The organism is Ancylomarina sp. YFZ004, assembly GCF_054254355.1.
In genome coordinates, this window is record NZ_JBTCHQ010000003.1 from 276,712 (window position 1) to 294,321 (window position 17,610).

General features: G+C 35.0%; 17 protein-coding genes and 1 tRNA gene. 4 read left to right on the forward strand and 14 right to left on the reverse strand.

Annotated elements, in window-relative coordinates; all coding sequences use genetic code 11:
• Positions 1-19 precede the first annotated feature (19 nt).
• The 3 genes from ACXR6G_RS06725 to ACXR6G_RS06735 form a co-directional block, all read right to left on the reverse strand.
• Positions 20-274 carry a hypothetical protein gene (locus ACXR6G_RS06725; RefSeq protein WP_458360645.1) on the reverse strand — a complete coding sequence of 85 codons (255 nt, stop codon included), beginning with the start codon at positions 272-274 and terminating at the stop codon, positions 20-22.
• 25 nt (positions 275-299) lie between these two features.
• Positions 300-575, reverse strand: coding sequence for a hypothetical protein (locus ACXR6G_RS06730; protein ID WP_458360646.1), 276 nt, complete (start codon positions 573-575; stop codon positions 300-302).
• A 195-nt stretch (positions 576-770) separates the two neighbouring features.
• On the reverse strand, positions 771-1,472 hold the full coding sequence (locus tag ACXR6G_RS06735) for a sensor histidine kinase (RefSeq protein WP_458360647.1): 702 nt from the start codon (positions 1,470-1,472) through the stop codon (positions 771-773).
• 1,575 nt (positions 1,473-3,047) lie between these two features.
• On the opposite strand from ACXR6G_RS06735, the gene ACXR6G_RS06740 reads away from it, so the two are divergent.
• Positions 3,048-3,668, forward strand: coding sequence for a CAP domain-containing protein (locus ACXR6G_RS06740; protein WP_458360648.1), 621 nt, complete (start codon positions 3,048-3,050; stop codon positions 3,666-3,668).
• Positions 3,669-3,844: 176 nt separating this feature from the next.
• On the opposite strand, the gene ACXR6G_RS06745 is transcribed toward ACXR6G_RS06740, so the two are convergent.
• Both ACXR6G_RS06745 and ACXR6G_RS06750 read right to left on the reverse strand, forming a co-directional pair.
• Positions 3,845-4,108 (reverse strand): hypothetical protein, encoded by a 264-nt coding sequence (locus tag ACXR6G_RS06745; RefSeq protein ID WP_458360649.1) that lies wholly within the window; start codon positions 4,106-4,108, stop codon positions 3,845-3,847.
• Between the two features lie 103 nt (positions 4,109-4,211).
• On the reverse strand, positions 4,212-6,182 hold the full coding sequence (locus tag ACXR6G_RS06750) for a PAS domain S-box protein (protein WP_458360650.1): 1,971 nt from the start codon (positions 6,180-6,182) through the stop codon (positions 4,212-4,214).
• A 425-nt stretch (positions 6,183-6,607) separates the two neighbouring features.
• Here ACXR6G_RS06750 and ACXR6G_RS06755 point away from each other — a divergent pair, with 425 nt between their 5' ends.
• Positions 6,608-9,073, forward strand: coding sequence for a helix-turn-helix domain-containing protein (locus ACXR6G_RS06755; RefSeq protein WP_458360651.1), 2,466 nt, complete (start codon positions 6,608-6,610; stop codon positions 9,071-9,073).
• A gap of 79 nt (positions 9,074-9,152) precedes the next feature.
• Here ACXR6G_RS06755 and ACXR6G_RS06760 read toward each other — a convergent pair whose 3' ends face one another.
• Entirely contained in the window at positions 9,153-10,559 is a 1,407-nt protein-coding gene (locus tag ACXR6G_RS06760; RefSeq protein WP_458360652.1) for an MFS transporter, read from the reverse strand.
• Positions 10,560-10,891: 332 nt separating this feature from the next.
• Between ACXR6G_RS06760 and ACXR6G_RS06765 the strand changes: the two genes are divergently transcribed.
• A tRNA-Ser gene (locus tag ACXR6G_RS06765) sits at positions 10,892-10,976 on the forward strand.
• Positions 10,977-11,285: 309 nt separating this feature from the next.
• On the forward strand, positions 11,286-12,503 hold the full coding sequence (locus tag ACXR6G_RS06770; protein ID WP_458360653.1) for a site-specific integrase: 1,218 nt from the start codon (positions 11,286-11,288) through the stop codon (positions 12,501-12,503).
• A 144-nt stretch (positions 12,504-12,647) separates the two neighbouring features.
• On the opposite strand, the gene ACXR6G_RS06775 is transcribed toward ACXR6G_RS06770, so the two are convergent.
• From ACXR6G_RS06775 to ACXR6G_RS06810, 8 genes are all read right to left on the reverse strand, one after another.
• Positions 12,648-12,782, reverse strand: coding sequence for a hypothetical protein (locus ACXR6G_RS06775; protein WP_458360654.1), 135 nt, complete (start codon positions 12,780-12,782; stop codon positions 12,648-12,650).
• A gap of 17 nt (positions 12,783-12,799) precedes the next feature.
• Positions 12,800-13,177, reverse strand: coding sequence for a hypothetical protein (locus ACXR6G_RS06780; RefSeq protein WP_458360655.1), 378 nt, complete (start codon positions 13,175-13,177; stop codon positions 12,800-12,802).
• A 1,412-nt stretch (positions 13,178-14,589) separates the two neighbouring features.
• On the reverse strand, positions 14,590-14,961 hold the full coding sequence (locus ACXR6G_RS06785) for a hypothetical protein (protein ID WP_458360656.1): 372 nt from the start codon (positions 14,959-14,961) through the stop codon (positions 14,590-14,592).
• Positions 14,962-15,255: 294 nt separating this feature from the next.
• On the reverse strand, positions 15,256-15,480 hold the full coding sequence (locus ACXR6G_RS06790; RefSeq protein ID WP_458360657.1) for a helix-turn-helix domain-containing protein: 225 nt from the start codon (positions 15,478-15,480) through the stop codon (positions 15,256-15,258).
• A gap of 223 nt (positions 15,481-15,703) precedes the next feature.
• Positions 15,704-16,072 (reverse strand): heavy-metal-associated domain-containing protein, encoded by a 369-nt coding sequence (locus ACXR6G_RS06795; protein ID WP_458360658.1) that lies wholly within the window; start codon positions 16,070-16,072, stop codon positions 15,704-15,706.
• Positions 16,073-16,109: 37 nt separating this feature from the next.
• On the reverse strand, positions 16,110-16,568 hold the full coding sequence (locus tag ACXR6G_RS06800) for a heavy-metal-associated domain-containing protein (protein ID WP_458360659.1): 459 nt from the start codon (positions 16,566-16,568) through the stop codon (positions 16,110-16,112).
• Between the two features lie 5 nt (positions 16,569-16,573).
• Entirely contained in the window at positions 16,574-17,038 is a 465-nt protein-coding gene (locus ACXR6G_RS06805; RefSeq protein ID WP_458360660.1) for a hypothetical protein, read from the reverse strand.
• Between the two features lie 17 nt (positions 17,039-17,055).
• Entirely contained in the window at positions 17,056-17,574 is a 519-nt protein-coding gene (locus ACXR6G_RS06810; RefSeq protein ID WP_458360661.1) for a DUF2231 domain-containing protein, read from the reverse strand.
• Positions 17,575-17,610 lie beyond the last annotated feature (36 nt).

Here is a 17,610-nt window from a genome sequence, read left to right on the forward strand (position 1 = left end):
CTAGTTAGGTGATTTTTTGTTAGACTTCCTTGATTCTAACAATTTGATAAATACCCTGATTCTCTTTCTCAAGAATTCTGACTACCTCAGGAATATGCTGACTACAAATAAATAGATTGAATCCATCTTTATCTTCAGTTATTTCATCTTCATTAATAAAATCAATTTTATTGAGCATATATTGGGGATCAAGTAATTTTTTACCTCCAAGTTCAAAGTATACCCAAATTCTATCATCAGAATAATCGAGTGGTGTGTTTTTTATATTTTCCATAGTACAAAACAATTTATAAATTCTATTAGTCTTTAATTATGATTGTTTTGACACCATTTATTTTGACAAGCGAAATGGAGATGTATTTAAAAGAGAGATGCTTATTTAAGTCTATCGCTTTGTCTTCATTAGTATTTTGTAGGTTTTCATCTAAGAAACCTATCACTTCAAAACCTCCATCTAAAAAGCCTTGATTATGCCCAATAGTATATCTATTTTCGATCTGGGGTAATAAAATAAGGCTTGCTAGCGCACCTCCCAAAACAAAGGCTATGATTGCTGTAACTATTATTTTTTTCATTGTGTTTAAAATTAATGACTAGAATGTTTTTAGCCTTCTGACTAAGGAGAAATTTCAATTTATAAAAACGACTGCCTTTACCTCCGCACCATTGTATCGTATGCTTTTTAATTTAAAATTTACGGAACGCGATACACACGCGGATTTCGGAGAGCGTAAACGTCCGGTAGGATGTGACGTTTATACGAGAATCTGCTACTCGCTTCCCCCTATGCAATATGGCAATGTAAATTTGAAATTACTTCCTATTCTTTCTTCACTTTCAACCCAAATGGACCCACCTAATTTTTCTACAAATTCTTTACAAAGGACTAAGCCTAATCCAGAACCTTTTTCGTTTGCAGTGCCTAGTGAAGTTGTATTTGAAGATATATTAAATAATGTTTTAAGTTTTTCTTCATTTATCCCTATTCCATTATCGGAAATTGAAATTTCAACATGCTTTTGTTCTGTAATTACCACGATATTAATACATCCCCCTACTTTTGTGAATTTGATTGCATTGCTAATAAGATTTCGTAAAACTGTTTTTAGAATATCTTCATCGGCATAAGCTTCAATCTCATCTGCTTGTTTGTGAATTAATGATATTTCCTTAGCTATTGCAGCTGAATTTGATTGTTCTATTACCTCACTGATAAGTGATGATAAACTTATTTTTTGTGGATTGAAAGCAATCTGTCCGGTTTGCGATTTTGCCCAATTCAATAGATTATCAAGTAAAACAAGCGTGTTTTGGGCTGATGAATTAATAAAGCGGACATACTTTTCAGATTCTGAAATTTCAAAATCTTTTAGGTTTTCAATTAACAGTTCAGAAAAGCCCAAAATACTATTAAACGGACTTCTTAAATCATGTGCAATAATTGAAAACAGCTTGTCTTTAGTTGCATTCAATTCTTCAAGTTTCAGTTTATCTTCTTGAATTCTTGTGTTTTTTTGAAATATCGTTTTTTGATCAATTTCCTTTAAAAGCATGATGAGACCTATACTGGAAACACTCATTACAAACATAGAAATTATAAGATACCAATTATCAATCGTAGAACCTTTCATGAAATCATATGAGTCACCTATTTGATATATAATAGATGCACGAACAAGGTTTAATATAGAATATGTTAAAAGTACAATACTTAATATTTTAGAAAATTTGTATTGTCTCTTATTGGAAAAAAGATAAAATGCTCCGATTCCATAGAAAAATGAACTGGCAATGATCTGAATAATAATACGAGTTGTGTTATGATGCCCAACTGTTAGAAAAGCCGAATAAAACAGAATAACAAAAACAATGAAAAGCCACATCACATTTTTTCGAATTTTGCCATCAAAGGAAATAAGACCAAAGGAGGTTAATGCAAAACTAGAAATCAAAAACAAATTACTTATTTGCACCGTGTACAAAAAAGGTAAAACACTTCTGTTACCTACTAGGATAAGGGCAATTGTGTGAAATAAAATACCCAAAATAAACACAGATAAGTACCATCTTTTATGATGATAAAAATATTGATAGGTGAACAATGCAATAATAAATAAATTATTCATTGCTAAAAAAAGCAATATCGTAGGGTAATCTAAGATCATACTTATTTCATTTACAAATATTCACGACGTTATACCTAAAGCTTACACCAACTAAGCATGAACTTATTATATACATTTATAGTCTTTTCTGTTCTAGTTCTTATTAAGGTTCGCTCCTTGATTAAGCTTTTTTTATCGATTTTTCAGCCTTGGCTATTTATGCTGATAAATTCGCAACACTAAAAATATGAATTTATCACACTAAACAGTATTCAAGGCATAAGTAAAGCTAGAATCTCTTACAAAATAGAATCACTCTTCATAATAAATGTGTTAATGTCAAATTAGAAAGGTAAAAATCAAAAAACAGGCCTACAGTGCTAAGCACTGTAGGCCTGTTAAATTTTTCACTAACTTTCACTCTCCTTAAAAAGGATGAGAATATTTCGAATATTAAACTGAGACAAGCTGCATTTCAGTCTCTAGATTGGCTCTGAAAGTCCCAATCCTAATCTTAAACCACTCCATCCAGCTCTAATAGCATCCCCCGAACTGTCTTTAAGGTGATACTCATCGTTATCTTTAAGGTTCAACTTGCCATTAAATACGACATCGTAGGAGATCGAAAAGTGTATAAAACAAACATTAAATTTATGAAAACAGATTACTAAATAAAGTTTGATCTATTGTTTATATGCAAACAAGATAAAATCAAGAACCAGAGCAATAAAGAAGATTTTGAATAAAAAAAAAACGAGCCTCACAACAATTAAAAAGATGCGCCATATCAGTACTAAATATGAAATACTTTAATAAATATTCTCAACTCTCATAACATTTCCTCAAAACATGCGTTCTAGAAGAGAATCCTTTGCTTTAGGTAAGCCTAGTTTGATTGGGGTTCTATAATTCAACGCAAGTCTTATTTATATCTATCACAGCATGAACAAGTTTTTCACTCTCCTTCTACTTTCCACCCATCTATTTCTAATTTCTTGTGGCGGCACAACTTATGATGAAGATTTAATTATTGAGAAATCTCCAGAGGCAAAAGATCTCAATGAGATCACCCGAAAGGATGCTTTCGATTACCTAAATGCAGTAAGAAATAACCCATCAGCCTATAGTGATGAACTTGCTGTAAATTTATCTGAAGTGGAGAAGCGTGATAAGTTAATTTGGAGTTCAGAACTAGCGAAGGCTGCCTACAGTAAAGCTAAGGATATGGCTGAGCGCAACTATTTCGCCCATGTCGATCCGGATGGTTATGGGATGAACTACAAGATAAGTGAAGCAGGTTTCCATCTAGCCGACTATATGATGCAGTCAAAATCTGCAAATAATTTCGAATCGATAGCCGCTGGAACCAATCGAACTACCGGAAAAATCATGATCCAACAACTGATTATTGATAAGGGGATTCCTAGTTTAGGACATAGAAAACACCTACTAGGGATGACTAGTTTTTGGGCAGATGCTGAATACTGTGGAATCGGTTTCTACAAAAAGCCTGGCTCAACATACACCTATTATATTTGTGTACTGATTGCTAAGCATGAGTAACAATTCAAAATACAGACCAGCCCGACGAGCATCACGAATAATCGGGACGCCACCCCTCTTCTACTAGAAGGAATTTTATTAGCCTGATCAAACTCATGCAAAACACAAACTAATGATTCTCCTCCTTTCTAAGGAGGAGTACCCGAACGCGTTCGGGGGAGGTGGTTTTTTAACCTTTATTTAACCCGACTTGAGGATACTGATCGAAATTCGATCTCCTTATAGATGGCTCTCAGCTTTTTACAGCCAATCACAAACAATGGGAATAGAACTATTGGCACAGCCAACAAAGGAGTCATGCCTGAAGTAAAATACATAAAAGTTGTTAACACAATTAGTGCACTTAAAAGCATAGCGAATGCCGTAAGTAAAGAAATATAAGCTTTCTTCTTTTGCTTGAGTCTTTCCAAACTCAGAATAGATAAGTTTTTGTTTTGCATTATGATGAGTTTTGTTTATTCTTTAAGAAATTGTTTGTACTTAGTAAGAGATTCCGTAACTGATCCTTTTAATTTACCCCTAATTCCTTTATTGTATATAACTTCAGTTATTAGCCGTTATGATTTGACTCGCATTCGTTTCACTCAAAGGTATTGAAAATATAAAGTTGCTTCCTTTTCCTAATTCGCTTTCTACCCAAATTTCACCTCCGTGTTTTTCCACAAATTCTTTACAAAGGATTAATCCCAAACCTAAGCCACTTTCATTTTCTGTTCCAGGTGTCGACAAATACTCGTTATTGTTAAATATTTTACTTTGCGATTCTTCATTCATTCCAACGCCATTGTCTTTAACCGTAATTTCAACTTGGTTTTTACTCACATTAACCAATATATCAATCTTTCCACCAGGATTAGTAAATTTTATTGCATTGGAAATTAAATTACGTAAAATGGTCCTCAACATATTTTTGTCAGCAAGAACTTCTATTTCATATGAATAAAAATGATTTATGGAAATATTTTTAATCGTTGCCGATGAATTTAGCACTCCTGATATCTTCTTGATAATTTGATGCAGGTTTAAATTCACTGGTCTAAAATGCAATTGACCACTTTGTATTCTTACCCAATCTAATAAATCATCAAGTAAACTAAGCGTATTTTTAGCTGATGAATTTATAATACCCAAGTACTTTTCAGATACTTCAACTTCAAAATTTCTTCCGTTCTCAATCAACAATTCCGAGAACCCCAAAATCCCATTGAATGGACTTCTTAAGTCGTGCGCAATGATTGAAAATAGTTTATCTTTTGTAGCATTGAGTTCTCTTAATTTGTTTTCGCTTTCTTTAATAATTTGTTCTGCATGTTTACGTTCTGTAACATCACGAACGTTAAGAACAACAGATTTAATTTCAGGATTATCTAATTGATTGTTACCATATGCTTCCAGATAAACCCAACTTCCATTTTTATGAAGATGTCGGTATTGCGTTCCTCCAATTGCGTTATTTTCAATAATGTCAAGAAAGCCTTTTTTAGTTGATTCCTGATCTTCCGGATGAATCATCTTTTCAATTACAGGGATACCAATTAGTTCTTCTGGTTTATATCCCAGTATATTCTCACATGATTCACTAATAAATTGTTGAATTCCTTCGGAATCCATAAGTATAATCATGTCAAACGAATTCTTAATGAGTTGTTTAAAACGTGCTTCGCTTTCTTTAAGAGCTTTTTCTGCCTGCATAGGCTCAGTGACGTCTCGAGTAATCCCCATCACATATTCTACTGTCCCGTCTTTTGTAAATTCCGGAACGTAACGGGATTCGTAATGATGTTCACCTGTTGGTGTCGGAAAAGTGAAACTAAACTCAATTTCCTGCCCGCTTTCAAAGACACTGCGAATATGTTTTTGGAAGAACAAAACAATATCTTCTGGCATTCCAAGTTCTCTATGGTCTTTTCCGAGAAATGTTTGTTTGGGAATTCCTGTGGCTTTTTCAACAGCTGCATTCACATACGTGTGTCGAAATAAATGATCAAACCTGAAAATAATATCCGGAGCGTTTTCCGCCAACATTCTAAATTTTTGCTCACTAATCCTTAGTACCTCTTCGGACTGCTTACGAGTCGTGATATTATTAAAAACCACAAGAAATTGACTTTTTTTTGAACTATAAACTGAAATAGAAAACCATAAGCCTAAGGGTTCGACATAAGTTTCTATTTTCTCAGGTATTCCTGTTTGGCTAACCCTGCTGTATAAATCAAATAATTTTGGATTTTCGGCTCTATGATTAACTATAACTTCAGAAATTCGTTTACCAACAACATTTTTCAAACCCGTTAGATTTTCAAAAGCCTGGTTTACTTCAACATAAATGAAATCGATGGGTTTATTATTCTCATAAATCATTTGACAATGTGCAAACCCTTCTGACATATTATCAATGAGGGAATGATATACGTCTCCATTTTGAATAGAAGAATTCAGCAGGTTATTTTCCTTATCATGCTTAAGATTCGCAATCTGAATTTCCAATTCTTGATAAGTAGGTTTAGAATCCATTTTTGATTTTAAAAATTGCTTACAACAAGATTATAAGCTACTTAACAACTATATCTTTTATTCTATATGGCTGTATTTGTCTACAAATTACAAAACCACCTCTCACGAAACAACTTAATCATTGCTATTTGACTGACAGTATTAATCATAGACCTATCGAATTTACAAAATTTAGAAAGCAAACAGTAAATTTGTCTATTGTAAAATCTTAATCGAAGCTAAAATAGAACGTATCCACATAAATATTAACACAATACACCGAAATTCTGAAATAGTTTATTCTAATTGACTCTCAACCAATTTAATCCGTGAAAATCTGCATAAAAAGGCTTCCTTTTAGCTTTAAAATTTAATTTACTTTAGCCTTAGCATCTATTCTCCATCTAAAATATTAATTTTACTGATTATCATTTTTCGAGAACAAGATGGAAGACAACAAAGAGCTGAGACTGGCTTACGACTATATAGAAAATACCAATACCAACATATTTCTGACGGGGAAAGCCGGTACGGGTAAAACTACTTTTCTACACCGACTACGCCACGAATCGCTCAAGCGAATGATTGTTGTGGCTCCTACCGGTGTGGCTGCTATTAATGCGGGTGGTGTTACCGTTCACTCCTTTTTTCAGTTGGGATTCAGTCCCATTATTCCCGAAGATGAATACACAAACAAGGGAGAACAAGCCCCTGAAAAGCGTTTCAATAAAACCAAGATCGATATCATTAGAACACTCGACTTGTTGGTCATTGATGAAATTTCTATGGTTCGTGCGGACTTATTGGATGGTATTGATGCCGTTCTTCGTCGTTATCGCAAATCGAAGCTACCCTTTGGTGGCGTTCAATTGCTTATGATTGGTGATTTACAACAATTGCCTCCAGTGGTGAAACAGGAAGAATGGTCGATACTGAAACGTTTCTATGCCACCGAATTCTTCTTCAGTTCCAGAGCTCTACAAAAGTCACCACACATCTGTATTGAGCTGAAACATATTTACCGTCAGAAGGATGAAAACTTTATTCATATTCTGAATGAGATTCGAAACAACCAACTTTCTGAACAATCGTGCCGTAGGTTAAATGCCAATTACAAACCCGATTTCGATCCAGATGATAAGGATGCCTACATTACACTAAGTACTCACAACCGTAAGGCTGAAGAGATTAATGAACTTAAACTGGTAAAGCTTGAAGCCGACAAAAAGAGTTTTAAGGCCAGTATAGACGGTCAATTTCCTGAATACGCCTTCCCTACTCTCGAAAACCTTGAGTTAAAAAAAGGGGCTCAGGTTATGTTTGTGAAAAATGATTCTCAATCGGCCAAGCGTTTCTATAACGGCAAGATTGGGATGATCACCTTTATGGATAGAAATAGCATCAGCGTAAAATGCGAGGGTGACGAAGATATAATTGAAGTAGAAGTGGATACCTGGGAGAATATCAAATTCTCCATTAACGAAAAAACCAAGGAGATTGAAGAGGAAGTCATTGGCTCCTTCAAGCAATTCCCATTGAAATTAGCTTGGGCCATCACCATTCACAAATCTCAGGGTTTAACCTTCGAAAAGGCAATTATCGATGCTGCTTCAGCTTTTGCACACGGACAGGTTTATGTGGCACTCTCCCGTTGCAAGTCGCTTGAAGGTATGGTTTTGAAAACACGAATCAATCCGCATGGTATCATCTGCGATAGCTCAGTAGCCAGCTTCAATCAATCCATGAAAGATAATCCGCCAAAGCAAGAGGATCTCTACAAAGCCAAGCGTGACTATCAGCTTTCTTTATTGAAGGAGCTTTTCGATATGGATTTGGTTTACCATTACGCTTACCGACTCAATAAGGTATTCGAAGATTATCCAACAACTTCTCAAGGCGATTGTAAGGAGAAGCTAAAGGCTAATATTGACAAGCTAAAACCTGAATTGGTTAAGGTTGGTCAACAATTTTCCAATCAATTGTATCATATGTTTGGAGCTTCGCCCAATCTGGAGAATGACAAACACTTTCAGGAACGCCTTCATAAGGCTTGTCAGTACTTTATACCCAAGCTGGAACTCTATCTATTAGAACCTGTACATCAGGGCTATTTTGATACCGACAATCAGGCCCTTGCCAAAACGGTTAAGGATTTGCGTATTCGTATTGTTGAGCTGACTCAAGTTAAATTAGCTTGTATGCTTCATTGCAATCATGGTTTTATCCTTAAGGATTTCCTAGAACTCAAAGCCAAGGAGCATTTAAAGACTGTGAAATTCAAACGCATGCCAAAGCAAGAGGATTTTGCAGCTATAGTCGATTATCCAGAACTGTTTAAGCAACTAAAAGATTGGCGATATGCTAAGGCAGATACTTTAGATACTACTGTGGCCTCCATCATAAGCCTTAAAGTGATTATTCAGGTTTGTAACAGTCTTCCTCAGAATAAATTAGCCTTGAAGAAGATTAAAGGCATGGGGGGTAAAAAGATAGATGAATTTGGCCTTGAACTTCTAAAACTAGTTGATGCCTTTAAAAAGGACAACAATCTGTCTCAGGCTCCTGATATCTTTTCTTCAGCAAAAGCTCAGGAACCCAAGAAAGTCAGCAGTAAAGAAAGAAGTTTTCTAATGTTTAAGGAAGGCAAAAGCATTCCTGTGATTGCAGCCATGCGTGATCTAGCTCGTCCTACCATAGAAGAACACCTGACTTATTATGTGGGAATTAATGCCCTTCCCATCAAGCGTTTTGTTGATGATAAAAAGCTTGAAAATATCATGAATTATTTCGATAATCACAAAGTTGATGCTCTCAATGATGCTCAAAAAGATTTGGGAAATGATGTTAGCATGAGCGATCTGCGCTTCGTACTCGCTCATTGGGAAAATGTAAAGGATAAAAAGACCAGCTAATTTATTGCTATAAAAAAACCACCTCAATGCTGAGGTGGTTCAATCAAATCGACTTAGGAAAGCCAATCTATATATTATATTAAGCTTCTAAAAGTGCTTTTTCTGCATCAAGCTTACGAGTTACTCGACCATAAATAATCAAAGCGATTGCCGATACACCTGCAATGGCTACAAAATAGTACCAGATGTAATGTGCATGCGCTGATGCCACTTCCCACTCTGCATGGCTCTCAAACAAATGAGGATCTGGACAATATTTTGACAATAAAAATCCAGATAAACCAAATCCTACTATTGAAGATATGAATGAGTGTAAATGACTAAAGCCTAAATACATTCCTTCTTCACCTTTAGGTGCTTGCAAAGAAAAGTATTCTAAGAATCGAGGTGAAATAAATGACTCGGCAAACCCCTGAAACACAATTCCAATAATCATCATGAAAGCAACTGGGTGTAGACTAAAAAGACCCAAATCTATTGATTCCACATCTAAAAGATTTCCCGCCGCCATACACATGGCAGACACAGGCATAATAAACATACCAACTGTCATAGAAAACAAAGCTGTTTTCTTTCTCATCACTTGAGTGATTAAGCCTACAAATAGGAAAACAATCAAAGGATTAACGTTAGCATACCAGGAAGGTGATGCGCCTTCGCCTGCCATACGCAATACATACTTTGGCATTGTAGCATACAATTGGTGTTGAACCATCCAGAATCCTGTTACAATCAAAATCAAAGCCACCAAACGACCATTTTGAAGCACCTTCAGCAAAGCATCCCAAATTTCTGACATACTCTTGCCTTCTCCTTCACGACTAGTTGTCTTAAAAAAGAAGTAAACGGCGATCAGACCAAGTAAAGTTGCTCCTGCCGAGAAATAATTTAAGGTGATTAATCCTTCATTCCCCATAGCCTCACGCAAAGGTTTCACAATAGTTTTCCCAGAGAAAGCACCAATATTTACCATTGTGTAAAAAATAGAAAAACCTCTAGCACGATTGGCCACAGTCGTTTCCTTAGCAACGGTACCTGTAATTACTGATTTAATGAAAGATCCACCAATCATTATCAGGACAACAATTGGAATAATAAACCATTTATGCGAACTGCTCTCTAATCCTGTAAATGTTGTAATCTTGGTGTATTCTACCAAGCCTGCCGATTCGAGCATTGTTGGAAAAATAGCTAAACCTGCATATCCAATAGTTAATAGTGAAAATGCTAGAAGTAAAGCATTTTTAAATCCCATTTTATCGGCTAATGCTCCACTAAAAGTTGGTAACAAATACAAACCGCCTGAGAATAAACCTGAAATTAAGGCCGCTTCCACATCCGTAAACCCTAATATTCGGGATAGATATATTGTAATAACAATAAAAACTCCATAATAGGCCGCTCTTTCCAATAACTCTACCGAATTGGCTACCCAAAAAGCTCTGGAAAAGCCCTCTTTTATCGTACTCTTTTTTTCAACACTCATTCTAATTCTCAGTTAAATTTATTTAAGGTATAGTTGTCCAAATTTTCAGCTTGTAAAAATAGATTTACTTTTTAGATTCACAAGTAGGAAAAACCCGACTTTTCATTTTATCAAAAATCAGTCCTTAAAACCCGACAAACCCACTGTTTGGTATGATTTCGATAAAAAAACATTTTTTATTTCATGAATGTAGCATTTTAAAATCGTAATTGTCAGACCCTTGATTGTTTTAACAAAAAAATAATCATTCAGCCCCCATTTTATATTTGCGAAACGAACTTTTTTGACTTACATTTGCACTCGTTATCGAACGGATAACACTTAGAAATACTGGAGAGATGGCAGAGTGGTCGAATGCGGTAGTCTTGAAAACTATTGTGCGGCAACGTACCGGGGGTTCGAATCCCTCTCTCTCCGCAATTTAGGAATCATCCTAATCCAAAAGACTGTAAATCTACTGATTTACAGTCTTTTCTGTTTTCACTCAATTCATTCTATTATAAATAAAGTCAATAGGAAGGTGTACTCTCAGGTGAACAAATTTTAGAATCCACTCTGTTCACCACAACCTGCATAACAAACTGAATCAAAACGAATTAAATTAAATCAGCCTTGAAAACATAATTTGAAAGATGCTGAATTTTCATTAAATTTACTAAACATCATCACTTTAATTCTACAAATCCTAATCAAAAGCTGCCCTGTATGATTTAATAATATCATGGTATGAATACATTTTCAACACTAAACGTTAGTTTTCTCATTCGAAAAAATAGATCTAATAAGCTCGGACAAGCCCCTATTTACATCCGTTTTTCTATAAACAATGAACGTGTTGAAATCTCTACAGGTAGATCTATTAATCCTCAAGACTGGGATAGCAAGCTCAATAAAGCTATAACTAAGAAAAAAGGTGCTGGACAACTCAATAAATTTTTGGATGTCTTAAAAAACACCATTTATGACCACCATACTGAAATGGTGAAAAATGGGGAACTCATATCCGCTAGGAAATTAAAAGCTCGCTTTTTGGGCATTGAGGAAGACAAGAAGACATTACTCCAGGTTTTTGAATATCACAATAAACAAATGGAAGAATTGCAAGGTATTACATATGCTGTTGCAACTGTAAAAAGATACATCACAACACTTGATCATGTTAGGAGGTTTCTAAAGCATCAATACAAGCTAAATGACATTCCATTATCACGCCTCAAATATTCTTTTATTATTGACTTTGAACATTACTTCAAAACAGTTAGAAAATGCAATAATAACAGCACCTATAAATATTTGAAAAATATGCGCAAAGTAATCAATCTAGCCATCAGAAATGAGTGGTTGGATAAAGATCCATTTGCTAAATATCAAACCAAATTAATAGAAGTAAAAAGAGAATATCTAACTAAAGAAGAATTACAGAAACTTGAAAACTTAAAATTATCTTTCCCTCGCCTAGGTGTTGTGAGAGATATCTTTGTTTTCTCTTGCTATACGGGTCTTGCTTATATAGACGTTTCAAACCTTACAAAAGAAAATATACGAATCGGAATAGATGGTAATCTATGGATTTTACTGGAACGTGAAAAAACCAAAACGCCATCAAATATCCCGATACTTCCACAGGCTCACAACTTAATAAAAAAATATGTTGATCATCCAGCAAAAAAATCGGAAGATCATATATTCCCAAGTTTTAGTAACCAAAAACTAAATGCTTATTTAAAAGAATTGGCCGATCTAGCGTCAATTGATAAAAATTTAACCTTTCATATCGCCAGACATACTTTTGCTACTACAATTACGCTTGCCAATGGTGTCCCAATCGAATCTATCAGTTCAATGCTTGGCCATAAGAATATTCGAACCACTCAGATCTATTCAAAAGTCGTTAATGAAAAAGTTAGTAAAGACATGAGCAAACTTAAGAGAAAGCTTCGATAAAATGATAGCGCCTTACTAAAGTATATTAGCAAAGTTATTCTGATTTTTTTGGAGCCCTTGCCTAGCTCAAGAGAAAAATCGGAAATAACTTTAAGTTCATAATTATGTCATAATTAATATAAATGTTGCATTTGCAACTTGAATTCAGTTCTTAAAAAAGGGATTAATGGCTTTGGTATTTCGGCTATGGAAATAGGTAGCATGCTTCTCCTCCACTTTCTTCTCATTATAAAGAAATGCATTCTCGGTACTGGTAGTTTGATGGATCACAATGACCATGGTAAGGGCTTTTATCTTTATTCTATGATATCCATATAATTCTGCAAAACAGAAAAACAGTTTCGAAGCTCTTGTAAAACCTTTTTGAAAACGTCTCGATCTGAAACAGTGAATTGATAAACCTGTTGGGAGTTGATATTTCTAGAGACCTGATTGAGGTTCACACCAATCTTATTGAGCTCATAGTCTAGCTTTTTGGTAATCTTCACAAACTCCTCACTCACTTCGATTTTCCGAATCTCCCTTTTCTTGACCAGCTTTGCCCTGAAAAAATCACTGATGGTTCGATAGCCTTCCCTCTGAGACCTTTTCAGTAGCAATCTCTTTTCCAGTTCCGTCAAACGAATTCGAACCCCTTCACCCAATTTATCACTATCTGCTGTTTTAGGTCTCATATCTTTTCATTTATTGGCCTTCGCAGAATCAAGTTTTTCATCTCCGATGAAAAATCCCTGCTGGAAGGCACAAGCGTTTTTGTGGAACAAAAACACATCTTGCATACCCCTCTTTAAAGTTTATTCTGTGAACATGAATTACAATTAATAGAAACAAATAAAAACGCCCCTATCTCACTATATTAATTGCTTTAGAAATCATCAACGGCTAAAATTACCTACAGATCTTTTCCTTCTAACTGTTAAACATCTTTTTAAATTACCGCGATGCGGGCTGCCCAGTCAAGGTTTTTATCGGATTTTTTATCCCCTAAGAAATAGACACAAATCAAAAATCGGATAAAACCGAAGGCCCCGACCTTGACTCGCTGAAAGCGATAAAAAGCTAGTGTGTAGGCAAAAGTAATCCACTGCTACTGACAAGGAAATACCTTGTTTATCAGGTAGGAGGAAAATATTCCCGATCAAGGAAACAAGGATAAATAAATTAAAGGTTAAAGGGAAAAACTGTTTCTACACTGCAAATACAATCTACAATATTTCTTTTTTTTTGTTTTTAAAGCCTGCATTAAAAATGGGTGGTGGTGGGGTTTAGTTGGTGGTTATTAAGCTGAGGTTTCATAAAAGACGCGAGCCGCCTGCGAGTGGGAGGCCGTGACTTGCAAATAAAACAAGCTACTTGTGATTGACAGCCAGCGGTTTTTGGCGACTTTTTTGAGGTTGGGGTGTTGTAACTGGGTGGAGGGCAAGTCAGGCAATGTTTCATCCCTATCATTTAGAATTAGAATCATGAAACATATTGGGAAAGCAATTGCCCTTGGCCTAGGTGTGTAGGTAAAGAGCTTGCGATGGAGTTAAAATATGCGGTGGGATCTCCTTTTAGGAAATGGAAATCTATAAATTATCGTATACGAAGATAGATTAGCAGTGGTGGAGATAGCAATATTTTACGAAGCGTAAGTTCTGTCCGTGGCCTCTCAAAAAAGATGACAAAAACCGATAGCGGCCGACCTAGCAGGCGAGCCTAAAATGAGCAATGGAGGCGCTTTTGACTGGTGGATTTTGCATTATAAAAGAATCTGATTTACGAACACCTACCCTATTCTAACAAAACGCCTAAGCATAATAAACAACCACGAGACAAAAGAGCTGGGAATTGCTGTGAACGACGAAGGGTGAAGCGCGAAAAGTATGACAGGTTTGCTTTTGCAACTTTAGGTAACAAATGCCTGTTGGCTGTGAAATCTCTTTAGATAAAAAGTAGAAAGGATGAGGTTTAGAAACAGTGGAGCAGCCAATAGGATTTTGGAAACCCCAGGCGAACTTTTTGCAGCAGCCCGAGGAGAGAATACCATATTTCCTTAGTAGAAAGGATGTTAAACTTGAGATGAAATGGATGTATGAATATGACGCTATATTTTTAATATGATTTTAATTAATTTTTCGTCGATATTTTTGTGTAAATCCTTTTGGTTAAGATTCGTATTTATAAAAATTGAGACATCTGATTTGTCTGCCTCTATAACAATTAGATTATTTTGAAGCTGGATCATCTTTAGTTTCCAAATGCCCTGATTATTATGGGATATATCCAAATAATGCTGAGAATAATCATGGGAAGCAAGCATCCAAATTTCTGCTTGGATCCCAAATTTCTCAGTTGATTCTTTTGAAAACAATAATCGTTTTTGAATGGTAAAACCTTCTTTTTGAAGAACATCTTTTAATGTTTCTTCAGTCGATCCCCATTTACGATGGATTATTTTACTAACAGGCCATGTCATACTATTTCAATTTCGTTTACTTAAGCATTAATAACGATTAGCTTCAATTAAAAGGTATTGTGTTTTAATCACTCCACTCACACCCTACCAAAAACAATTATAAATTAAGAGGACATGATAACACAGAAATATCAATATTATAGCAAATACTGATCTAGGTCTTCAAGGTATCGAGTAAAGTATTAGGAGAGAGAGTGATCAATTAAAAATGGATGAATCTTCAGGTGGCTTTTCATTAAGCCTAGCAGATCTTTTTTTGCAGCAGCTCAAGGAGAGAACGTCTTATTTTATGGACTACAAATCATCGCTCTTCGTTATAAAATTACAATTCAAATCTTGATCTAGCACATTAGCAATGTGAATAAGGTATTCAATTGTAGTATTCACTAATCCATTTTCTAGCTTAGATATGTATTCTTGATTACAACCCAAAAGTTCAGCCAATTTAGATTGTGTCAACTTTTTCGACATCCTTAATTTCCTAATCTGTATCCCCAAATCTCTTCTTACTTTTCCCATTTTAAGGCAAATTCTTGTTTTAATAATTTTCAATATTGAAGGACCAGAAGATTGCTTATCTAAATAACTGATATTCAAATATCTTGAATTGCTACATCTCGGAAGTCTTGAAAGCTGAGAATTCTCAAAACTTCATCTCCCTCTATCAACTGACTTAAGCTCCTACACAGCAATATTTCACCTTAAGGTTCGTCAATCCCCAGACGAACCCTAAGATTAAATGCTAATGTTGGTGACCTTCGTGTCCTTTCATTTTAGGCACAGAACGATCGTATTGACAACATCCGGCTAACTTGTTGTAAGTTTCATCTTTAGCTTTATGCATTTCGGTATCATGACCTGCTTTGGCAATAGCCATATGTACTTTATGAATGTCTGTTTTAGAACTATCAAAAGCCACTTCGATCATTTTCGTCTCTTTATTCCAGTCTGCTAATGTAACCCCATCTACTGCTAAGGCAGCTTTTTCAATTCGGCTCTCGCACATTCCACAATTACCAAATACTTTAAATTTTTTGTTTATTTCTTGAGCAGATAAACTAAGACCACTCACTAAAAACAGACCGATTAGACTTAATAATTTTAATCTCATAATGTTTATTTTAATTGTTAATAATTATTTAAAAATACTAGCACCCTGAACCACTCTTTTGATCGCTAGAATGACCACAACCAGAATGAGAATCATGTGATTTTCCTCCTTTGTGTGAATTCCCAGAATGTTTATGCCCTTTATTTTCATCATCTTGAGGAAGATCAACCCGACTATATTTACAACAACCTGGAAGTTCGTTATACACCTCATCCATTGCTTTGTGCATTTCAGTATCATGACCTGCTTTTGCAATAGCCATATGTACTTTCATAACGTTTATTTTCGAAGCATCGAAGACCACTTGCATTTCCTTGGAGTCTTTATTCCAATTCACACTTGTAACCCCATCTACCGATTCGGCAGCTTGTTCAATTCGTTTTTCACACATTCCACAATTCCCTGAAACCTTAAAAGATTCAGTTACGTCTTGAGCTACACTTAACGTTATTCCTAATAAGGAAAAACAGATTAGACTTAAGATTTTTCTGTACATAATTTTCACTTTTTATTAATTGTTTTTAAATATTGATTATAAGTTTCATTTGACTTAAAGAAGAATACTCTTTTGTTATTCTGAGGATCCTGTCGGATAATGGCATCAGCTTTGTTAACACTTTCCCCAGAAAGAGGGTCTAATGCGTATAAGGCATTGTTCTCGTTTCTCTGTAGTTTGCCTAAACAATTTTGACAACACCCCCAATAGGTTTTACTGTTAATTTCAATTGGCAATGTTGGTTTGGTCTTTATATCTCCTCCTAACATACAAACCATACTATCCGGAATGATTTCCCCTTCAAATGAGACATAAATAATTTGGTCATCATTATTAGAATTATTCAACCCCGGAGCGTATACAATTATGGCAGCAAGGAATACTATTAAACCTAGTATTATTAAGCCTTTAATTTCGCTCTTTTTTGGGGCCGTATTTTTTTCTTGTTTTTTACGATTTGGTTTCTTCATGGTTCATTCTCCCATTTTCAATGATTGTGGTTATCATGATTTTTATGTTCTTCATTATGATCATGCTTATGGTCGTGGTCATGAGGTTTGGAATTTAGTATTTCTTCCATTGGCAAAACACCTGCTCCATGCTCATAAACCATTTTACCACCTAGATGGGCTGAATATGCTAAGATTCCTGATGAAAGAACAAGAAGCACTACGATTCCTTTAAGTTCCAAAGACTTCATTTTAGATCTCCTAACAACTAACCAAAATACTATGAGGATATATACTCCTGAAAAAACAAACCCAAGTAACTTATGAATTTCCATTAGAGAATGAATTGTCTCGTTATGGGCAAGAGCACCTTCCTCATTAAGACCCGATATAATTGCAAATGTGGCACCTATGATACCAAAAAAAAGATTCCATATTGTAAGTTCCAGAAATAGATCTCTTTTTCTATTAAATATAACTGACAAGATTGCAAAGGCAGTGGCACTAAAAAATAATGCAATCGGGAAATGAACGAACATTGGATGTAATGGTATCATATCTTAGATGTTTATGATTAAAATATACTTGATAAT

Excerpts from the sequence above, each read along its gene's own strand:
- ACXR6G_RS06725 (WP_458360645.1), bottom strand. The coding sequence starts at position 274 with ATGGAAAATATAAAAAACACACCACTCGATTATTCTGATGATAGAATT.
- ACXR6G_RS06730 (WP_458360646.1), bottom strand. The coding sequence starts at position 575 with ATGAAAAAAATAATAGTTACAGCAATCATAGCCTTTGTTTTGGGAGGT.
- ACXR6G_RS06740 (WP_458360648.1), top strand. The coding sequence starts at position 3,048 with ATGAACAAGTTTTTCACTCTCCTTCTACTTTCCACCCATCTATTTCTA.
- ACXR6G_RS06745 (WP_458360649.1), bottom strand. The coding sequence starts at position 4,108 with ATGCAAAACAAAAACTTATCTATTCTGAGTTTGGAAAGACTCAAGCAA.
- ACXR6G_RS06750 (WP_458360650.1), bottom strand. The coding sequence starts at position 6,182 with ATGGATTCTAAACCTACTTATCAAGAATTGGAAATTCAGATTGCGAAT.
- ACXR6G_RS06755 (WP_458360651.1), top strand. The coding sequence starts at position 6,608 with ATGGAAGACAACAAAGAGCTGAGACTGGCTTACGACTATATAGAAAAT.
- ACXR6G_RS06760 (WP_458360652.1), bottom strand. The coding sequence starts at position 10,559 with ATGAGTGTTGAAAAAAAGAGTACGATAAAAGAGGGCTTTTCCAGAGCT.
- ACXR6G_RS06770 (WP_458360653.1), top strand. The coding sequence starts at position 11,286 with ATGAATACATTTTCAACACTAAACGTTAGTTTTCTCATTCGAAAAAAT.
- ACXR6G_RS06775 (WP_458360654.1), bottom strand. The coding sequence starts at position 12,782 with ATGGTCATTGTGATCCATCAAACTACCAGTACCGAGAATGCATTTCTT.
- ACXR6G_RS06780 (WP_458360655.1), bottom strand. The coding sequence starts at position 13,177 with ATGAGACCTAAAACAGCAGATAGTGATAAATTGGGTGAAGGGGTTCGA.
- ACXR6G_RS06785 (WP_458360656.1), bottom strand. The coding sequence starts at position 14,961 with ATGACATGGCCTGTTAGTAAAATAATCCATCGTAAATGGGGATCGACT.
- ACXR6G_RS06790 (WP_458360657.1), bottom strand. The coding sequence starts at position 15,480 with ATGGGAAAAGTAAGAAGAGATTTGGGGATACAGATTAGGAAATTAAGG.
- ACXR6G_RS06795 (WP_458360658.1), bottom strand. The coding sequence starts at position 16,072 with ATGAGATTAAAATTATTAAGTCTAATCGGTCTGTTTTTAGTGAGTGGT.
- ACXR6G_RS06800 (WP_458360659.1), bottom strand. The coding sequence starts at position 16,568 with ATGTACAGAAAAATCTTAAGTCTAATCTGTTTTTCCTTATTAGGAATA.
- ACXR6G_RS06805 (WP_458360660.1), bottom strand. The coding sequence starts at position 17,038 with ATGAAGAAACCAAATCGTAAAAAACAAGAAAAAAATACGGCCCCAAAA.
- ACXR6G_RS06810 (WP_458360661.1), bottom strand. The coding sequence starts at position 17,574 with ATGATACCATTACATCCAATGTTCGTTCATTTCCCGATTGCATTATTT.